Genomic DNA, 15,521 nt, shown 5'->3' with positions numbered 1-15,521 from the left:
GTCAGGCGCCCAGTTGGCGCTTCACCTCAGCGGAGACGACGCCACCATCGGCCTTGCCCTTGATCTTGGGCTGGAGGGCGCCCATCACCTTGCCGATCCCGCGGGGACCGAGCTCGGCGGCGCCGGTGCTCGCGATGGTCTCGGTCACCAGAGCGACGATCTCGTCCTCGGACAGCTGCTCCGGCAGGTACTCGGCCAGGATGTCCGCCTCGGCCTGTTCCTTGTCGGCGAGCTCGGTGCGACCGGCCTCGCGGTAGGCGATGACGGACTCACGGCGCTTCTTCGCCTCCGAGCTGAGGACGTCGACGACCTCGGCGTCGGAGAGCTCGCGGGCCTCCTTGCCGGCCACCTCCTCCTTGGTGACCGCGGTGAGCGCCATCCGCAGGGTGGACTTGCGGATCTCGTCGCGCGCCTTCAGGGCGGCGGTCATGTCGTCGTGCAGGCGCTGTTTCATTCCGGAGTTGGACATACCTGAGATTGTGGCAGGCTGGTGAAATGAGTCTGCGCGGGATTGCCACCTCCACTCTCAAGGCCACGGCGGTCGTCGGTGCCGTAGGCGCCGTCTGCGTCGGGTACGCGGCCGGCATCGAGGTGCGCTGGTTCACACTGCGCAGAGTGACGGTGCCGGTGCTGCCGGAGGGATCCGCGCCGCTGAAGGTGCTGCACCTGTCCGACCTGCACCTGTGGCCGACCCAGGAGCGCAAGATCAACTGGGTCAACGGTCTGGCCGCGCTCGAGCCCGACCTGATCGTGAACACCGGCGACAACCTCTCCCACGAGGATTCGGTCCGGCCGCTGCTCCGCGCGTACGGCGATCTGCTCGACGTGCCGGGGGTGTTCGTGTTCGGCTCCAACGACTACTGGAAGCCGCACTTCAAGAACCCGGGCAAGTACTTGCTGCCGGCGCACAAGCAGCGGCACAAGCCGCACGGCCCGGACCTGCCGTACGAGGAGATGCGGCGCGCGTTCACCGGCGCCGGGTGGACCGACCTGAACAACGCCAAGGCGACGGTCAAGGTCAACGGCCTGCGGCTTGACTTCGCCGGCACCGACGACCCGCACATCAGGCGCGACCGGTACGACGAGGTCGCGGGTGAGATCGATCCGACGGCCGACCTGTCCATCGGCGTCACGCACGCGCCGTACCAGCGCGTCCTGAACGGCTTCGTCGGCGACGGCTATCCCCTGGTCCTGGCCGGCCACACCCACGGCGGCCAGCTCGCCGTGCCGCTGTACGGCGCCCTCGTGACCAACTGCGACCTGGACACGTCGCGGGTGAAGGGCCTGTCCACATGGGGCCACAACGGCCGCCAAGCGGCCCTGCACGTGTCCGCGGGTCTCGGCACTTCGCCGTACGCGCCGGTCCGGTTCGCCTGCCGGCCGGAGGCGACATTGCTCACTCTGGTGCCGCGGATAAACCCGATTTCGTCCCCACGGTCGGCGCATGTAAGCTAACGGCGACTTCGGGCTGTGGCGCAGCTTGGTAGCGCGCTTCGTTCGGGACGAAGAGGTCGCAGGTTCAAATCCTGTCAGCCCGACCAACACAAGGCGGTGACTCCGGTCACCGCCTTTGTGCTGTCTACGCTGGCGTTATGCAGCGGGTTGATCTGGGTGAGCTGGAGTACGAGGTCGCGGCCAAGGAGATGGGTGGCTGGGTCGAGGAGCGGGTGGCGGGGACGGCCGAGGATCGGCTCTTCCTGCTGAGTCATCCGCCGGTGATCACGTACGGGCCGCGGACCGGGCTCGACGATCTGCCCGAGGAGACGGCCGGCATCCCGGCCGTCGCGGTCGATCGTGGCGGGTTCGCGACGTACCACGGGCCGGGACAGCTGGTCGGGTATCTGGTCGTCGACCTGAAGTCGCGCGGACCGGTGGACATCGTGCGGTGGGTCGAGAACGGGCTGATCGACGCGCTCGGCTCACTCGGCTTCCCGCTGGTACGACGGGACACACCGAAGGGGGCGAGCAGTCTGGTCGGGGTGTGGACCGAGGACGGCCGGAAGCTGTGTTCGATCGGGATGCGGATCCGGCGTGGCGTGACCAGCCACGGGTTCTCGGTGAACGTGAATCCGGACATGACGGTGTTTCACACGTTCACGAGTTGCGGGCTGCACGACGTCACGATGGTCTCGCTCGCCGACCTGGCGGCCGAGCGCGGCATCGCCACCCCTACGGACGCGGAGGTCCGCGACGCGATCGCGGACTCCCTGGGCGCCGCGTAATCCCGATAGCCTGCGGCAATGAGTCAGGACGACGACGGCCGGATGCCCGAGGATCTCGAGGCCGTCCTGGCGGCCGCCGACGAGGACGAGGCCGACGAGGGCCGGTTCGACGCGCCGCCGTTGCCGCCGCTGCTGATCCTGGCCGTCGTGGGGTTGTTGTGCGGGTTCGCGACCATCGCGCTGGTCTGGCTGAGTGAACGCAGTTGTGAGCGGTTCCGCGACACCACGAACTGCGGTGCCCTCGGGTTGCCGCTGCTGGTCCTGATCGTGGTCGTGACGATCGTGCTCGGCGGGCTCGCGCTCAGCCGGCTGGCGATGCCGCACCCCCGGCTGATCGCGTTCCTCGGGGTCGCGTTCATGCTGGTCCTCGTCCTCGCGTTCCTGACCGGGAACCTCGACTCGCCGTGGACCCTGGCCGTCGTCCCGGTCCTGACCGCGATCACCTTCCTGCTCGCCAATCTCGTCGCCCGACTGCTGGAGCGTGCCGATGCCTGACCTGCCCGTCTACGAGTGCCCGCGGACCCCGGCCGCGCCGAACCTCGACGGCACCCTGACCGACCCCGCCTGGGACGTCGCACCCTGGACCACCGACTTCGTCCCGATCGCCGGCGAGGGCCCGGCGCCGCGGTTCCGGACCCGGGCCAAGCTGATGTACGACGACCAGTACCTGTACGTCGGCGGCGTCCTCGAGGAACCGCACCTCTGGTCGACGATGACCGAGAAGAACAGCAAGCTCTTCCACGAGAACAACTTCGAGCTGTTCCTCGACCCGGACGGCGACGGCCAGAACTACTACGAGTTCGAGATCAACCCGCTCGGCACGATCTGGGAGCTCACCCTGCCCAAGCCGTACGTCGACGGCGGCGTACCGATCGACCCGACCAACCTGCCCAGCCTGCGGACCGCGATCCACCTCGACGGCACGGTCAACGACCCGTCCGACATCGACACCTCGTGGTCCGTGGAACTCGCCGTACCGTGGGCCGACCTGGCGTCGTACAACGCGGGCCGGGCGACCCCGCCGAACCCGGGTGACGAGTGGCGGATGAACCTGATGCGGTGCGAGTGGCCGCACGAGGTGGTTGACGGCGCGTACGTCAAGGGTGACGGCATCGAGTTCTGGGTGTGGTCGCCGCAGTACATCGAGGACATGCACCGGCCGGACCGGTGGGGGGTCCTCCGTTTCTGACCCGGTGGCGTGGCGTTCACAGGCCCGAGTAACAATGAGTTACGTGACTTTGGGGGGCTCCGGCGAGCTGAACCACCTCGAGGGCGACCAGGTCGTCAGCGCGATCGAGCGCGCGTGCGAGAGCGACCTGCGGACCGCCCTCCGGTTGGTGGCGCGGTACTCGGTGTACTGGTGGTCGCGCGGCCTGCAGGACGAGGCCGCGGCGGCCGCCGAGCGGGTGCTCAGCATGCTGGGCCGGACCGTGCCGGTCGGGCTCGACGAGGAGTACCTGCTGGCCGTGATCCACGGGGCCGCGTCGGCCGAGCAGGAGCAGGTGGAGCTGGCCCAGCAGATCGTGCTGACGGCGACCGGGCCGTTCCGGTACTCCGTGACCGTGCTGCTGTGGTCGCTGGTGTTCGGACCGTTCGAACCTGCCGCCGTGGTCGAGGACGTCCTGGAGCGCAACGAGTCCGGCGACGCCTGGGCCCGCGCAGCCGTCGAGCTCTGCCGGGGCTATCCGGGTCTCACCCGCGCAGCGCCGAGTGAGGCCGCCCAGGCCCTGCGTACGGCGCTGGGACGCTTCCGGATGCTCGAGGACCGCTGGGGCATGTTCCTCGCCCTGACCGCACTCCGGCAGGTGGCCGACGAGCCGCTGGACCTCACGACCGAGGCTCTGAGGCTGGCAGAGGAGCTGTGCCTCGGTGAGGAGACCGCGCGGCTGCTCTGTGAGCGCGGCGACCTCTACCGGGCCCTGGGCAAGCTGGAAGACGCTCACGAGGATTACAGCCGCGCTCTGGCCATCGGCGAGCACGCCGACTTCGCGGAGACCGTGGCGGCCGCCCGGCTCGGTCTGGCCCGCACTGCCCGGCACTCCGGCAACCTCCCCGCGGCCCGCGCCCACCTCTCCTCGGTCCTGGCCTTCCCGGAGCTGGAAGACGCCCACTCCGAGGCCGTGCACGAACTCGCGGTGCTGAACGCGTCCGAAGCCTCCGCATAGCACCCGACCACATATCCCGGTGGTACGCCGCTACATCTGTGGCGGCGGCCACATCGCGGGAGGGCAGCGGGCTGGTTAGAGTCGGGAGCGACCCAGCATTGTGACTGCAACGGAGCAGCTGATGGATAAGACGTACGACTCGCCGCAGGCCGCGGTGGACGACATCGGGGACGGCGCGAGCCTTGCGGTCGGCGGCTTCGGGCTGTGCGGCAACCCGATGGACCTGATCACCGCTCTGCACGACAAGGGGGTGACCGGGCTCAGCGTGGTGTCGAACAACTGCGGTGTCGACGACTGGGGTCTCGGCATCCTGCTCGCGGACAAGCGGATCGCCAAGATGACCTCGTCGTACGTCGGGGAGAACAAGGAGTTCGCCCGTCAGTTCCTGTCCGGTGAGCTGGAGGTCGAGCTGACCCCACAGGGCACGCTGGCCGAGAAGCTGCGCGCGGGTGGTTGCGGTATCGCCGCGTTCTTCACGCCGGCCGGCGTCGGCACCCAGGTCGCCGACGGCGGGCTGCCGCAGAAGTACCACCCCGACGGCTCGGTCGCGAAGGCCTCGGAGCCGAAGGAGACCCGGGAGATCAGCGGCACGACGTACGTGCTGGAGGAGTCGATCACCACGGACTTCGGCCTGGTGCACGCGCTCAAGGGCGACACCCAGGGCAACCTGGTCTTCGACCGCAGCGCGCGCAACTTCAACCCGCTCGCCGCGATGGCCGGGCGGGTCACCATCGCGCAGGTGGAGGAGCTGGTCCAGCCTGGTGAGCTGGATCCCGACGAGATCCACCTGCCGGGTGTCTACGTCCAGCGAGTAGTTGCTGTCGGCAAAAACATCGAGAAGCGCATCGAGAAACTCACTGTGCAGAAGAAGGGGGCCTGAGCATGCCACTCACCCGTGAGCAGATGGCCGCCCGGGCCGCCGCCGAGCTGACCGACGGCGAGTACGTGAACCTCGGCATCGGCCTGCCGACCCTGGTCCCGAACTACATCCCCGACGGCGTCACGGTCGTCCTGCAGAGCGAGAACGGCATCCTCGGCGTCGGCCCGTACCCGGTCGAGGGGGACGAGGACCCGGACCTGATCAACGCCGGCAAGGAGACCGTCACGACGTTGCCGGGGGCGTCGTTCTTCGACTCCGCGCTGTCGTTCGGGATGATCCGAGGCGGCGCGATCGACGCGGCCATCCTGGGCGCCATGCAGGTCTCGGCCAAGGGCGATCTGTCCAACTGGATGATCCCCGGCAAGATGGTCAAGGGCATGGGCGGCGCGATGGACCTGGTGCACGGCGCCAAGAAGGTGATCGTGTTGATGGAGCACGTCGCCAAGGACGGCTCGCACAAGATCCTGGAGGAGTGCGACCTGCCGTACACCGGCCGTGGCGTGGTCAACCGGATCATCACCGACCTGGCCGTGCTGGACGTCACCGACGACGGGCTGCAACTGGTCGAGCTCGCGGACGGCGTCACCTTCGACGAACTGCAGGAGAAGACCGGAGCCCCGATCAAGCAGTAGGTCCCGCGTCGGAGGGGTGTCGGCGAGCCTGCCGTTCGGACAGGTTGTGTTCAGCTCCCGGAAGACACCTGTCATCCCTGCCGAAAGTCAGGTATACGGGACGGGTGGAGCTGGATGTGCTGGTGATCGGTGGAGTGGGGATCGACACGATCGTGCGTGTGCCGAGCCTGCCGTTGGCGACGGTGGAGACGATCGGGGTCGAGCCGATCGAGTCGTACCTGGGCCACACCGGCCACGGAGTGACCCTCGGCTGCCACCTGCTCGGCCTGCGCACCGGCCTGGTCGACGTGATCGGCGCCGACGCCGAGGGCGATCGCATCCGCCTGGCGTACGAGGAACTCCGCCTCCCCCTGCAGGTCGCGTTCCACCCCAGCGGCACCCGCCGATCGGTCAACCTGGTCGCACCCGACGGTCAGCGCCTCTCCCTGTACGACGCCCGGCACCCGCCCGGACTGCGGGTCGACCCGGACCTGTGGCGGCTGAACGTCGTCCACTCCCAGCACGTCCACGTCTCGATCATGGACTTCGCGCGCTACGCCCTGGGCGACGCGATCGCGGTCGGCTGTACGATCTCGACCGACCTGCACGACTGGGACGGGCGCAACGACTACCACAAGGACTTCGCGACGGCGGCCGACATCGTCTTCGTCTCGACCAGCGCGCTGCCGGCGGATGCGGTCGACTGGATCTTCGCCAACGGCCGCGCCGAGGTCGTCGTCGCGATGGCCGGCGCCGACGGCAGCTACCTGTACATCCGGAACGAGCCCGCACGGCACCTGCCGGCCATCCAGCTCCCCGACCGGCCGGTGATCGACACCAACGGCGCCGGCGACGCCTACGTCGCCGCGTTCCTGGCCCGGTACCTCGACGGCGTCACGTGGTACGAGGCTGCCGTCGCCGGCTCGATCGCGGGCGCCTGGGCCTGCGGCTCCCCCGGCACCCACACCGACCTGATCACCGCCGAGGAGCTAGCCGTCCGCAGCAGAAAGCACGGATAGCGCCCGGGTCATCGGCGGGTGGAGCCTGGTGGCGCTGCCGCCGTGGAAGAGCTGGGCCGGGCGGCCGCCGTCGCGGGTGGTGGTGGCGCCGACCGGTTCGACGAAATCGGGGGTCTTGGTGACTTTGCGATGGAAGTTGCGCGGGTCCAGCGGCGTACCCCAGACCGCTTCGTACACGCCACGCAGCTCGGAGATGGTGAACTCGGGCGGGCAGAAGGCCGCCGCGAGCGGTGAGTACTCGAGCTTGGCCCGGGCGCGCTCGACCCCGTCGGCCAGGATCCGGTGGTGGTCGAACGCGAGCCGGTCGGGATCGTCCAGCACCTCCACGACCTCGACCCAGCTCGCCGACGCCGCGTCCGACCCCGCGACGGGCGCGGGCAGATCCGGGACCAGCGCCAGGTAGGCGACGCTGACCACCCGTCCACGGGGGTCGCGATCGGGAGCGCCGTACGTCGCGACCTGCTCGAGGTGGATGCGGTCCGAGGACAGGCCGGTCTCCTCCGCGAGCTCGCGGCGCGCGGTCGCCTCGAGGTCCTCGTCCGGCCGGACGAAGCCGCCCGGCAGCGCCCAGCGGCCCCGGTACGGCGCGATCCCGCGGCGGATCAGCAGCACCTGGAGCCGGCCGTCGCGGACGGTCAGGATGACCAGGTCGGTGGCCAGGCCGAGCGGCTCGAAGTCCATGACAGCACACTCTAATCGTCATCTTGACGAGAAGCCATCCAGCCTCTTATCGTCAAAGTGACGACAAAGAGGAGTACGCGCGATGGCAGACATCACCCGGTTCCGCTTCATCAGCCACCTGCGGGCCAACCCGACCACCCACGTGCGGCATCTGCGCAACGGCAAGGTGGCGCACGACGGCGCCGGCCAGGCGTTCTGGTTCCGCGCGCTGACCTCGTCGCTGAGCGAGATCCCGGTCGACGACCGGGAGCAGCCGCTGCTGTTCCACGGCCGCACGCAGGATTTCCAGGACGTGGCTGTGCAGGCGACGGTGACGTATCGCGTCACCGATCCGGCCTTGGCCGCGAGCCGGCTCGACTTCGGGATCGATCCGGACACCGGGCTCTGGCGGTCCACCCCGCTGGAGCAGCTCGGCGGTCTGCTGACGGAGCTGGCCCAGCAGACGGCGCTGGACCTGCTGGCCCGGATGTCGCTGACCGAGGCGCTTTCGGAGGGCATGACGGCGCTGCGTCAGGCGGTCGGCACCGGGCTGCGTGAGGACCAGCGGCTGACCGGGCTGGGGATCGGTGTCGAGGATGTCCGCGTGGTCGCCGTACGGGCCGAGCGGGATGTCGAGAAGGCGCTGCAGACTCCCACGCGCGAGATGGTGCAGCAGGCCGCGGACAAGGCGACGTACGAGCGCCGCGCGATGGCGGTCGAGCGGGAACGGTCGATCGCAGAGAACGAACTGCAGAACCAGATCGAGCTGGCCCGGCGCGAGGAGCAGCTGGTCAACCAGCGCGGGCAGAACGAGCGGCTCCGGGCGACCGAGGCGGCTGGCGCCGGACAGATCGAGACTGCCGCCGCGGCTGGTCGTCAGCGCGCACTGAGCGAGGCGGAGGCCGACGCGAAGCGGGTTGTCGGTGCGGCCGTGGCTGCTGCCGAGCAGGCGATGCTGGACGCGTACGCCGGCCTCGACCAGGGGACCATCCTGGCGATGGCGATCAAGGAGGGCGCGCTGCCGGAGATCGGCACGCTGAACCTGACGCCCGACCTGATCACCCCCCTGCTGACCAGGCTGGCGGCCCGATGAGCCTTCCACCCAGAGCCGTGATAGTGCATCGGGCGACCGAGCTCACCGAGCTGGTCGCCCGGCACGGGACGCGGCAGCAGGCCGGCTTCTTCCTGGCCGGCCGCGGCCGGGACCTGGCCGAGCTCGACGCCCGGCACCAGGCCCAGCAGGACGCGCTCGCCACGGTCTCGGCGGCGATCCCGCTGGACTGGCGGCGGGCCATTGCCGAGCGCAATGATCTGGACCGGTTCGGGTTCGGGCCGGAGGACGTGGTGATCGCGGTCGGGCAGGACGGACTCGTCGCGAACGTGGCCAAGTACCTGGACGGCCAGCCGGTGATCGGGATCAATCCCGAGCCGGCGCGCAATCCTGGCGTACTGGTCCCGCACGAGCCGGCCGCGATCACCGGGCTGCTGATCACGCGGCACGTGGTCGAACGCACGATGGTTGTCGCGAGCACCGACGACGGGCAACAGCTGATCGCACTCAACGAGGTGTACATCGGCCATCACTCGCATCAGTCGGCGCGGTATCGGCTGAGCTCGCCGGACGGATTGCCGGAGCGGCAGTCCTCGTCCGGGATCCTCGTCGGCACCGGCACCGGTTCCACGGGCTGGTGCCGGTCAGCGTGGCAGGAGCGTCGTAGTCCGCTGGCCCTCCCGGCACCGACCGACCCGGCCCTGTGCTGGTTCGTCCGTGAAGCCTGGCCGTCGCCGGCGACCGGAACCGACAGTACCGAAGGTCTGCTCAAAGCGCCGGACACTTTGACCATCACCGCGGAGTCCGACCTGGTGGTCTTCGGCGACGGCATGGAGTCCGACACCCTGGCGGTCGGCTGGGGGCAGCGCATCGAGATCGGCGTCGCCCCGATCAAGCTGCATCTCGTTGCCTAGAGCCCCGACCCCACCACCCAGGCCGCCCTGGAAACCCTGCTCGCGACTCAGGCGCCGTTGAGTGGGTCGTAGGAGGGGGCGACGCGGAAGTAGTTCCAGTCGGTGAAGGTGAGGGGGACTTTACCGAGGGACTTGATGACCGTTTTGGTGCCGGCTGCGTGGCCGACGGCGTACAGGTAGGCGGTGTGGGTGTCGCGGTCGATGCCGAGCAGGATCGATCCGGTTCTGCCGCACGGGGCCGCGATGAGTTGCTCGAAGATCTGCCAGCTCGAGGTGCGGACCGGCGTGATGATCGGCTTCAGCGGTGTGGTGGCCGGGATCTTGACCGTGTACAGCCCGCCGGCGCGGTTGTTGGCCAGGAACGTGTCGTACGTCGGGGTCGCGGCGATCAGCGCGAACGACTTCATCGTGCTCATCCCGATGACGTACCCGGTGTTGCGGATCCCCTGGCCGACATCGGTCCAGCGCCCGAACTTTCCGTACTGGTCCTGCTGGTACAGCATCGTCCGCGTCGGCTTGCTCCTCGCCGAGGCCTTGTACTGCGACTGGATCAGGAACCGCCCGCCCCAGCCGTTGCCGATCCGGCGGAACACCGGGGTTCCGACCAGCTTGCCGCCCGCGCCGATGGTGTACGAGCTCTCCATCAGGTAGCCGGAGCCCCACACGACCTTGCCGGTCCGGGTCGTCCTGCCCGCGCCCGCGGGAACAGCGGTGAACGTGGTCGGCTGGCCGACGTCGTACGGCGGTGTGTAGATGCGGGGCGTGGAGATCACCGGGCTCACCGTCGGCGGCGCCGTGGCGGTGACGACCCGGCTGTTGTGACCCCAGTCCTGGGTGATCGAGCCGAGCCCGAGTGCACAGGTGGCCGCAACCGCCGTCGGTGCGGCGGTAGCGGGCTGTGGACGCAGTTTCCCGTGGGCCGGCGTCAGCTGGTGAGGTCGGCGTAGGCGGCCACCAGGGTGGTGGAATCCCTTTCCCAGTTGAGTTCTGCGGCGGCGGAGCGGACTCCGTCGGCGTAGGTGGTGTAGTTCTCGATCAGGGCTCGGACGGCAGCGGTCAACGACGGCGCGTTGCCGGGCTCGTACAAGGTGCCGAGCTTGTACTGGGTCACCACGGCGCGCATCTCGGGGAGGTCGGCGGCGACGACCGGGACGCCGGCGCGGACGGCGTGGAAGAGTTTGTTGGGGAGCGCAAGGCGGTGGTTCTCGCAGGTGTTGGTGAGCGTGACCAGCGAGATGCCGTACGAGCGGAGCGTGTCGTCGACCTCGTCGATCGAGCGCTCCGCCACCGTCTCCACCGGACCCAGATCCAAGCGGTAGTTGGGATCCACCGATCCCATCAGCACTGTCCGGAACGGTGCCAGTTGACGGGCCGCCGCGACCACGGTCGGCAGATCCCGGCCAGCACCGACGCGACCGGCGTACAACAAACCCTCCGGCCGATCCAGCGGCGGTGGCACCTCGTCCGGCTTCGGGAACGTGTTGCGTACGACGCGGACGTCCGGCAACCCCCGGGAACGCAGCCGGGCCGCGATCCCGTCGGACACCGTGATGACGAGCCGAGCCTTCGACGCAAGGGAAACCTCGAAGCGACGCCCACGCGCGCGCCAGAGCGGCGTCGGCCGCCCCGGCAGCGCGCGGTCGAACCACAACTCGTGGGTGTCGTAGACCAACGTCGCCGACCACTTCTCGGCGTACTCCGCGGCGAGCTCGAGCGTGTTGAAGTCATGCGCGTGCACGACGTCGAACGGTCCCGCGGCGGCCACCCGAGGAGCCGCCGCGACGCGCCACTGCTTCTCGGTCCGGTTCCGGTGCTCCGGCAGCAGCAGCCACCGGCCGAACCGCTGCACCAGCACCTTCGGCCCGCTCCGGCCGTGGCCGACCGCGAGACCACCGTTGCCGGTCCGCAGCCCGGCCGAGCGGGATACGGACTCGACCGTGACGCCCGGACCGACCTCGAAGCCTTCTGGAACATCCCGGCCGATCACGTGCAGCACGTGACCGGCCGCGGCCAGCGCCGTCGCCTCCCGCAGGATGCGCGAGTCCCCGGCGATCGGGGACTGCGCGATCATCAGAATCCGCACTACTTGCCGCCGGCCTCGAGCTCGTTGTTGATGAACGGCAGCAGCTCCTTGACCGACCGGCGCCCGTCGTGCAGCTCACGGACGTACTCCGGCCCGGCGTCGGCGATCTTGCGGGCCGTGTCGCGCTCGGCGACCAGCCGCTCGATCACCTCGGACAGGTCGTCCGGGGTCGCCTCCGCGATCGGCAGGTTGGTCGGCAGCAGGTCTCGGACCGGGTCCGCGATGTGCCCGACGGTGACCCGCCCGGCCGCCATCGCCTCGCACGCGAAGACGCCGTACGAACCGAGCAGCAGCTGGTCGACCACGATGTCGGCGCTCTTCACCATCTCGGCCAGCTCGGAGTGCGGGACACCCTGCACACGCTGGTACTTGATCAGCCCGCGCGCATCCAGATCGGTCAGCACGGGGTCGACGTACGCCGAGCCCTTCAGCGCTGACGCCGACGGCGCGTGCAGCACCACCGGCACCTCCCGCTCGAGCACCGGCGCGGTCGAGGCGAACTCCCCGACGTCCACGGTGAGTGGCAGCCAGATGCCGTCGTCGACGAACTCCAGCAGGTCCGGCGTGGTGACGAAGATCGGGCCTTCGTACCCCTCCAGGTGCTTGCGCATCAGGTCGTTCGCGGACTGCAGTCGAGAGGTCAGCTCGTCGTCCGGGTTGCGGAACGGCGACCACCGGTACTGCGCCCGGTGCTGCGCGGGATCGCGGATCTCCGACCCGTGGAAGACCAGGCCGTGCTTGATCGCCGCCGAGTCCAGCATCGGTACGTCGTTCGTCCACATCTGCCCGCGCTGCTGGCCGAACATCGGTCGGCCGGCCTCGAACAGCACATGGGTGACCTCGCGCAACGCGTACGCCGTCAGCTCCAGCTGCCAGCGCAGGTCGGACCGGTACTGCCGGTACGTCCCGGTGCGGTGCACGCGGAAGTCGAACGCGCCACTGCCCGTGGTCAGCGACTCGGCCTTGAGATCCGGCACCTCACGCTCGAGCGCGGTCGCCCACAGCCACGCCTGACCGGCACTGTTGACCGGGCCGAGCAACAGCCGCCGCTGCTTCTTGATCACGCGGCCGCCCGGCTGGACGACCTCCAACTGCCGGCCGACCAACTCGCCGTACAGGCCGCGCAGCTTGTCCGCCTGCCCGGCCCAGGACACCTCCTGCTGGTAGCCGGGGTCGGCCACCCGCTCCCGGTAGGTGTCGATGTCGCCGAGGACCGTGCGGACCTTCGACGCGAGATCGTGCGCGTCCGCCGCGACGAACACCTCGCCGATCCGGACCCGGTCGACGAACTCCTTCATGCTCGGCATGTCGCTGACCACCACCGGCAGCCCGGCGAAGGCGTACTCGAACAGCTTGTTCGGCAGCGACATCTCGTGGCTCGGGTAGCGCAGGATCGGGATCAGCCCGACGTCCGCGGTTCGCAGGAACGCGACCACCTCGTCCGGCTTCACCGGATCCAGGCAGTGCAACCGGTCCTGCACCTCGAGCGCCACGGCCTGCGCCTGCAGATCGCGGACGGCGTCCGTCGCGACACCAGGCACGCACACCACGGCCAGGTGCACGTCCGGCAGGTCGACCAGCGCCTGTACGGCGGTGTGGATGCCACGCGCGCGCGTGACGCCACCGCTGTACACCAGCAGCGGGACTTCGGAGGCCAGACCGAGCCGGCTGCGGATGTCGGGAACCTCGACCGCCACGTCCGCCGGGTTCGGTGTGTTCATGATCACGGTCGGCTCGTGGTCGAGCTTGTGCTCGCGCCGCAGCCGCTGCGCGATCGCCGGGCTGACGGTGATCACCCGGTCCACGTCGTTGATGTACTCACGCTCGTGGTTGGCCCAGGCCGCGATCGAGCGCCGGGTCCGCGCGCCGTACCGGGACAGGCCGGCGACGTACTCGTGCGCGTCGTACACGACCTTGAGGTCCTTGCCACGCAGCTTGGCCCGGCCGGCGGCGCGGGTGGCGACGCCGATCACGTGCATGTCGTGCGCGTGCACCACATCGGGCTCGAGGCGGTCGATCAGGTCGCCGAACGCGATCTCCAGGTCCAGCGCCTCGGGGTGCAGCTTGCGCCACGGCGCCGGCCAGCCCAGCCGGTGGATCACCCCGTCGTACGCGCGCCAGCCGAACTTGAACGGCCCGTCGGCCTTGTTGCCGACGCCCTTGCGCACCCAGGTCGCCTTCTTCGCGGTCTGCCAGCGCGACCGGCGCAGCAGCCGGGCGGCGACGCCGAGCTTGAACTTGACCGGATGGCCCTTGCCGGCCTTGGCCCGCGCCATCGCGTGCCCGGAGTCGGCCTTCAGCTCCTTCAGCTCGGCCTGGACCCGCTGACTGCGGGCGACATAGGTCGAGCGGTACTTGTACCCCACCAACGGCGGCCGCCAGTCCCGGCGCGCGGTGCGGCTGCGTTTCCGCTCCTCGCGCAGCGCGAACGGCACCGCCACCCGGACGATCAGCGCACCGTCGAGCAACTCCCTCGACGGCAGGCCGCTGGCCGAGACCCCGAGCACAGTCACCTCTGCTCCGGTCTCGGCCAGTGCTGCGGCCTCTTTGCGGACCCTACTGTCGTTGGTGACGTCGTTGGCGACCATCATCACGACCCGCAGGTCGGCAGTTGTCACTGGCTGACCGACCTTCCGATCACAATCCGGCGGACGCCCGCCCAGCGAGCCGGGTCGGTCCGGTCACGGCCGTCGACGAGCACCTGCACACCTGGCAGCTCGGCCGGGGTCAGCTGCGCGTACTCCGGGTGGTCCGCCTGCAGCACCGCGGCGTCCACCGGCGTCCCCAGCGCGTACGGCGTGAAGCCGAGCTGCTGGAGCTCCTCGTCTGCGTACAGCGGGTCGTGCACGGACACCTCCGCGCCTCGGGCCTTCAGCGCCTCCACAGCCGGGAAGACCCCGGAGAACGCGGTCTCCTTGACACCACCACGGTACGCCGCACCGAGCACGACCACCTTGGCTCCGGTCAGATCGCCGTACGCGCCCTCGAGCAGGCCGACGGTGTACTCCGGCATGCCCAGGTTCGCCTCGCGGGCGGCGCGGACAACGGTGGCCTCCGGGTCGGTCCACAGGTACAGCCGCGGGTAGACCGGGATGCAGTGGCCGCCGACCGCGATACCGGGCCGGTGGATGTGGCTGTAGGGCTGCGAGTTCGACGCCTCGATCACCTGGTGGACGTCGATGCCGTTCTGGCCGGCGAACCGGGCGAACTGGTTCGCCAGGCCGATGTTGACGTCGCGGTAGGTGGTCTCGGCCAGCTTCGCGAGCTCGGCCGCCTCGGCCGAACCCAGGTCCCAGACGCCGTTGCCGCGCTCCAGGTCCGGGCGCTCGTCGAAGTCCAGCACGGCCTCGTAGAACGCGGTGGCGCGCTTGGCGCCCTCCTCGGACAGACCGCCGACCAGCTTCGGGTACTTGCGCAGGTCCGCGAAGACGCGGCCAGTGAGCACGCGCTCCGGCGAGAACACCAGGTGGAAGTCCTGGCCCTCGGTCAGGCCGGAGACCTCCTCCAGCAGCGGCTTCCACCGGTTCCGGGTGGTGCCGACCGGCAGGGTGGTCTCGTAGCTGACCAGGGTGCCCGGGCTCAGGTGCTCGGCCAGCGAGCGGGTCGCGCTCTCCATCCAGCCGAACTCCGGCTCACCGGTGTTCTCGTCGACGAACAGCGGCACGACCAGCACCACCGCGTCACTGCCGGGGATGGCGTCCGCGTAGTCCGTGGTCGCCCGCAGGCGGCCGTCGGCCACGGTCTCGGCGAGCAACTCGGCCAGGTGAGCCTCACCCGGGAAGGGCTCCTGCCCGGCGTTCACCTGCTCGACCGTCTTCGGGTTGATGTCGACACCGACGACCTGATGACCCTTGGCCGCGAACTGGACCGCCAGCGGCAGTCCGATCTTGCCTAAGGCAACTACACTGACACGCAC

Annotated in this window: 16 protein-coding genes and 1 tRNA gene; 11 read left to right on the top strand and 6 right to left on the bottom strand. The window is 69.6% G+C overall.

The features are described 5' to 3' along the window. Nucleotide 1 precedes the first annotated feature (1 nt). Entirely contained in the window at nucleotides 2-469 is a 468-nt protein-coding gene (locus tag OG876_RS14245; RefSeq protein ID WP_328525319.1) for a GatB/YqeY domain-containing protein, read from the bottom strand. A gap of 26 nt (nucleotides 470-495) precedes the next feature. Between OG876_RS14245 and OG876_RS14240 the strand changes: the two genes are divergently transcribed. From OG876_RS14240 to OG876_RS14200, 9 genes are all read left to right on the top strand, one after another. After that, a complete protein-coding gene (locus OG876_RS14240; protein WP_328525318.1) occupies nucleotides 496-1,455 on the top strand; it encodes a metallophosphoesterase in 960 nt (319 codons plus the stop codon). A 9-nt stretch (nucleotides 1,456-1,464) separates the two neighbouring features. Then, nucleotides 1,465-1,541 (top strand) — tRNA-Pro (locus tag OG876_RS14235). A 51-nt stretch (nucleotides 1,542-1,592) separates the two neighbouring features. Next, on the top strand, nucleotides 1,593-2,222 hold the full coding sequence (lipB, locus tag OG876_RS14230) for a lipoyl(octanoyl) transferase LipB (protein WP_328525317.1): 630 nt from the start codon (nucleotides 1,593-1,595) through the stop codon (nucleotides 2,220-2,222). An 18-nt stretch (nucleotides 2,223-2,240) separates the two neighbouring features. After that, entirely contained in the window at nucleotides 2,241-2,717 is a 477-nt protein-coding gene (locus OG876_RS14225; protein ID WP_328525316.1) for a hypothetical protein, read from the top strand. Next, a complete protein-coding gene (locus OG876_RS14220) occupies nucleotides 2,710-3,411 on the top strand; it encodes a carbohydrate-binding family 9-like protein (RefSeq protein ID WP_328525315.1) in 702 nt (233 codons plus the stop codon). Before OG876_RS14225 ends, OG876_RS14220 begins: the two co-directional genes overlap by 8 nt. A 43-nt stretch (nucleotides 3,412-3,454) precedes the next feature. Beyond that, nucleotides 3,455-4,387 (top strand): tetratricopeptide repeat protein, encoded by a 933-nt coding sequence (locus OG876_RS14215; protein ID WP_328525314.1) that lies wholly within the window; start codon nucleotides 3,455-3,457, stop codon nucleotides 4,385-4,387. Between the two features lie 121 nt (nucleotides 4,388-4,508). Then, the gene (locus tag OG876_RS14210; protein WP_328525313.1) at nucleotides 4,509-5,267 is read left to right on the top strand and encodes a CoA transferase subunit A; all 759 of its coding nucleotides are present in this window, start codon (nucleotides 4,509-4,511) and stop codon (nucleotides 5,265-5,267) included. A gap of 2 nt (nucleotides 5,268-5,269) precedes the next feature. Further along, entirely contained in the window at nucleotides 5,270-5,899 is a 630-nt protein-coding gene (locus tag OG876_RS14205; RefSeq protein ID WP_328525312.1) for a CoA transferase subunit B, read from the top strand. Nucleotides 5,900-6,003: 104 nt separating this feature from the next. Further along, complete coding sequence (locus tag OG876_RS14200; RefSeq protein ID WP_328525311.1) at nucleotides 6,004-6,897, top strand: carbohydrate kinase family protein; 894 nt, start codon at nucleotides 6,004-6,006, stop codon at nucleotides 6,895-6,897. On the opposite strand, the gene OG876_RS14195 is transcribed toward OG876_RS14200, so the two are convergent. Beyond that, nucleotides 6,868-7,578, bottom strand: coding sequence for an NUDIX hydrolase (locus OG876_RS14195; RefSeq protein WP_328525310.1), 711 nt, complete (start codon nucleotides 7,576-7,578; stop codon nucleotides 6,868-6,870). The genes OG876_RS14200 and OG876_RS14195 overlap by 30 nt on opposite strands. 82 nt (nucleotides 7,579-7,660) lie before the next feature. Here OG876_RS14195 and OG876_RS14190 point away from each other — a divergent pair, with 82 nt between their 5' ends. Next, nucleotides 7,661-8,650, top strand: a complete 990-nt coding sequence (locus tag OG876_RS14190; protein ID WP_328525309.1) for an SPFH domain-containing protein — start codon at nucleotides 7,661-7,663, stop codon at nucleotides 8,648-8,650. Next, nucleotides 8,647-9,522 carry a hypothetical protein gene (locus OG876_RS14185; RefSeq protein ID WP_328525308.1) on the top strand — a complete coding sequence of 292 codons (876 nt, stop codon included), beginning with the start codon at nucleotides 8,647-8,649 and terminating at the stop codon, nucleotides 9,520-9,522. Before OG876_RS14190 ends, OG876_RS14185 begins: the two co-directional genes overlap by 4 nt. 47 nt (nucleotides 9,523-9,569) lie before the next feature. Here the strand turns inward: OG876_RS14185 and OG876_RS14180 are convergent, their stop codons facing one another. From OG876_RS14180 to OG876_RS14165, 4 genes are all read right to left on the bottom strand, one after another. Next, nucleotides 9,570-10,295, bottom strand: coding sequence for a hypothetical protein (locus tag OG876_RS14180; RefSeq protein WP_328525307.1), 726 nt, complete (start codon nucleotides 10,293-10,295; stop codon nucleotides 9,570-9,572). A gap of 152 nt (nucleotides 10,296-10,447) precedes the next feature. Continuing rightward, nucleotides 10,448-11,593 (bottom strand): glycosyltransferase, encoded by a 1,146-nt coding sequence (locus tag OG876_RS14175; protein ID WP_328525306.1) that lies wholly within the window; start codon nucleotides 11,591-11,593, stop codon nucleotides 10,448-10,450. Between the two features lie 11 nt (nucleotides 11,594-11,604). Further along, nucleotides 11,605-14,223, bottom strand: coding sequence for a glycosyltransferase family 4 protein (locus OG876_RS14170; RefSeq protein ID WP_328525305.1), 2,619 nt, complete (start codon nucleotides 14,221-14,223; stop codon nucleotides 11,605-11,607). Beyond that, on the bottom strand, nucleotides 14,220-15,521 hold the full coding sequence (locus OG876_RS14165; RefSeq protein ID WP_328525304.1) for a nucleotide sugar dehydrogenase: 1,302 nt from the start codon (nucleotides 15,519-15,521) through the stop codon (nucleotides 14,220-14,222). Before OG876_RS14165 ends, OG876_RS14170 begins: the two co-directional genes overlap by 4 nt.

This window comes from Kribbella sp. NBC_00359, assembly GCF_036097425.1.
Taxonomy (GTDB): Bacteria; Actinomycetota; Actinomycetes; order Propionibacteriales; family Kribbellaceae; genus Kribbella.
This window is presented reverse-complemented; position numbering and strand designations above follow the sequence as displayed.

Excerpts from the sequence above, each read along its gene's own strand:
- OG876_RS14205 (WP_328525312.1), top strand. The coding sequence starts at position 5,270 with ATGCCACTCACCCGTGAGCAGATGGCCGCCCGGGCCGCCGCCGAGCTG.
- OG876_RS14190 (WP_328525309.1), top strand. The coding sequence starts at position 7,661 with ATGGCAGACATCACCCGGTTCCGCTTCATCAGCCACCTGCGGGCCAAC.
- OG876_RS14220 (WP_328525315.1), top strand. The coding sequence starts at position 2,710 with ATGCCTGACCTGCCCGTCTACGAGTGCCCGCGGACCCCGGCCGCGCCG.
- OG876_RS14175 (WP_328525306.1), bottom strand. The coding sequence starts at position 11,593 with ATGATCGCGCAGTCCCCGATCGCCGGGGACTCGCGCATCCTGCGGGAG.
- OG876_RS14225 (WP_328525316.1), top strand. The coding sequence starts at position 2,241 with ATGAGTCAGGACGACGACGGCCGGATGCCCGAGGATCTCGAGGCCGTC.
- OG876_RS14245 (WP_328525319.1), bottom strand. The coding sequence starts at position 469 with ATGTCCAACTCCGGAATGAAACAGCGCCTGCACGACGACATGACCGCC.
- OG876_RS14210 (WP_328525313.1), top strand. The coding sequence starts at position 4,509 with ATGGATAAGACGTACGACTCGCCGCAGGCCGCGGTGGACGACATCGGG.
- OG876_RS14195 (WP_328525310.1), bottom strand. The coding sequence starts at position 7,578 with ATGGACTTCGAGCCGCTCGGCCTGGCCACCGACCTGGTCATCCTGACC.
- OG876_RS14185 (WP_328525308.1), top strand. The coding sequence starts at position 8,647 with ATGAGCCTTCCACCCAGAGCCGTGATAGTGCATCGGGCGACCGAGCTC.
- lipB (WP_328525317.1), top strand. The coding sequence starts at position 1,593 with ATGCAGCGGGTTGATCTGGGTGAGCTGGAGTACGAGGTCGCGGCCAAG.
- OG876_RS14240 (WP_328525318.1), top strand. The coding sequence starts at position 496 with ATGAGTCTGCGCGGGATTGCCACCTCCACTCTCAAGGCCACGGCGGTC.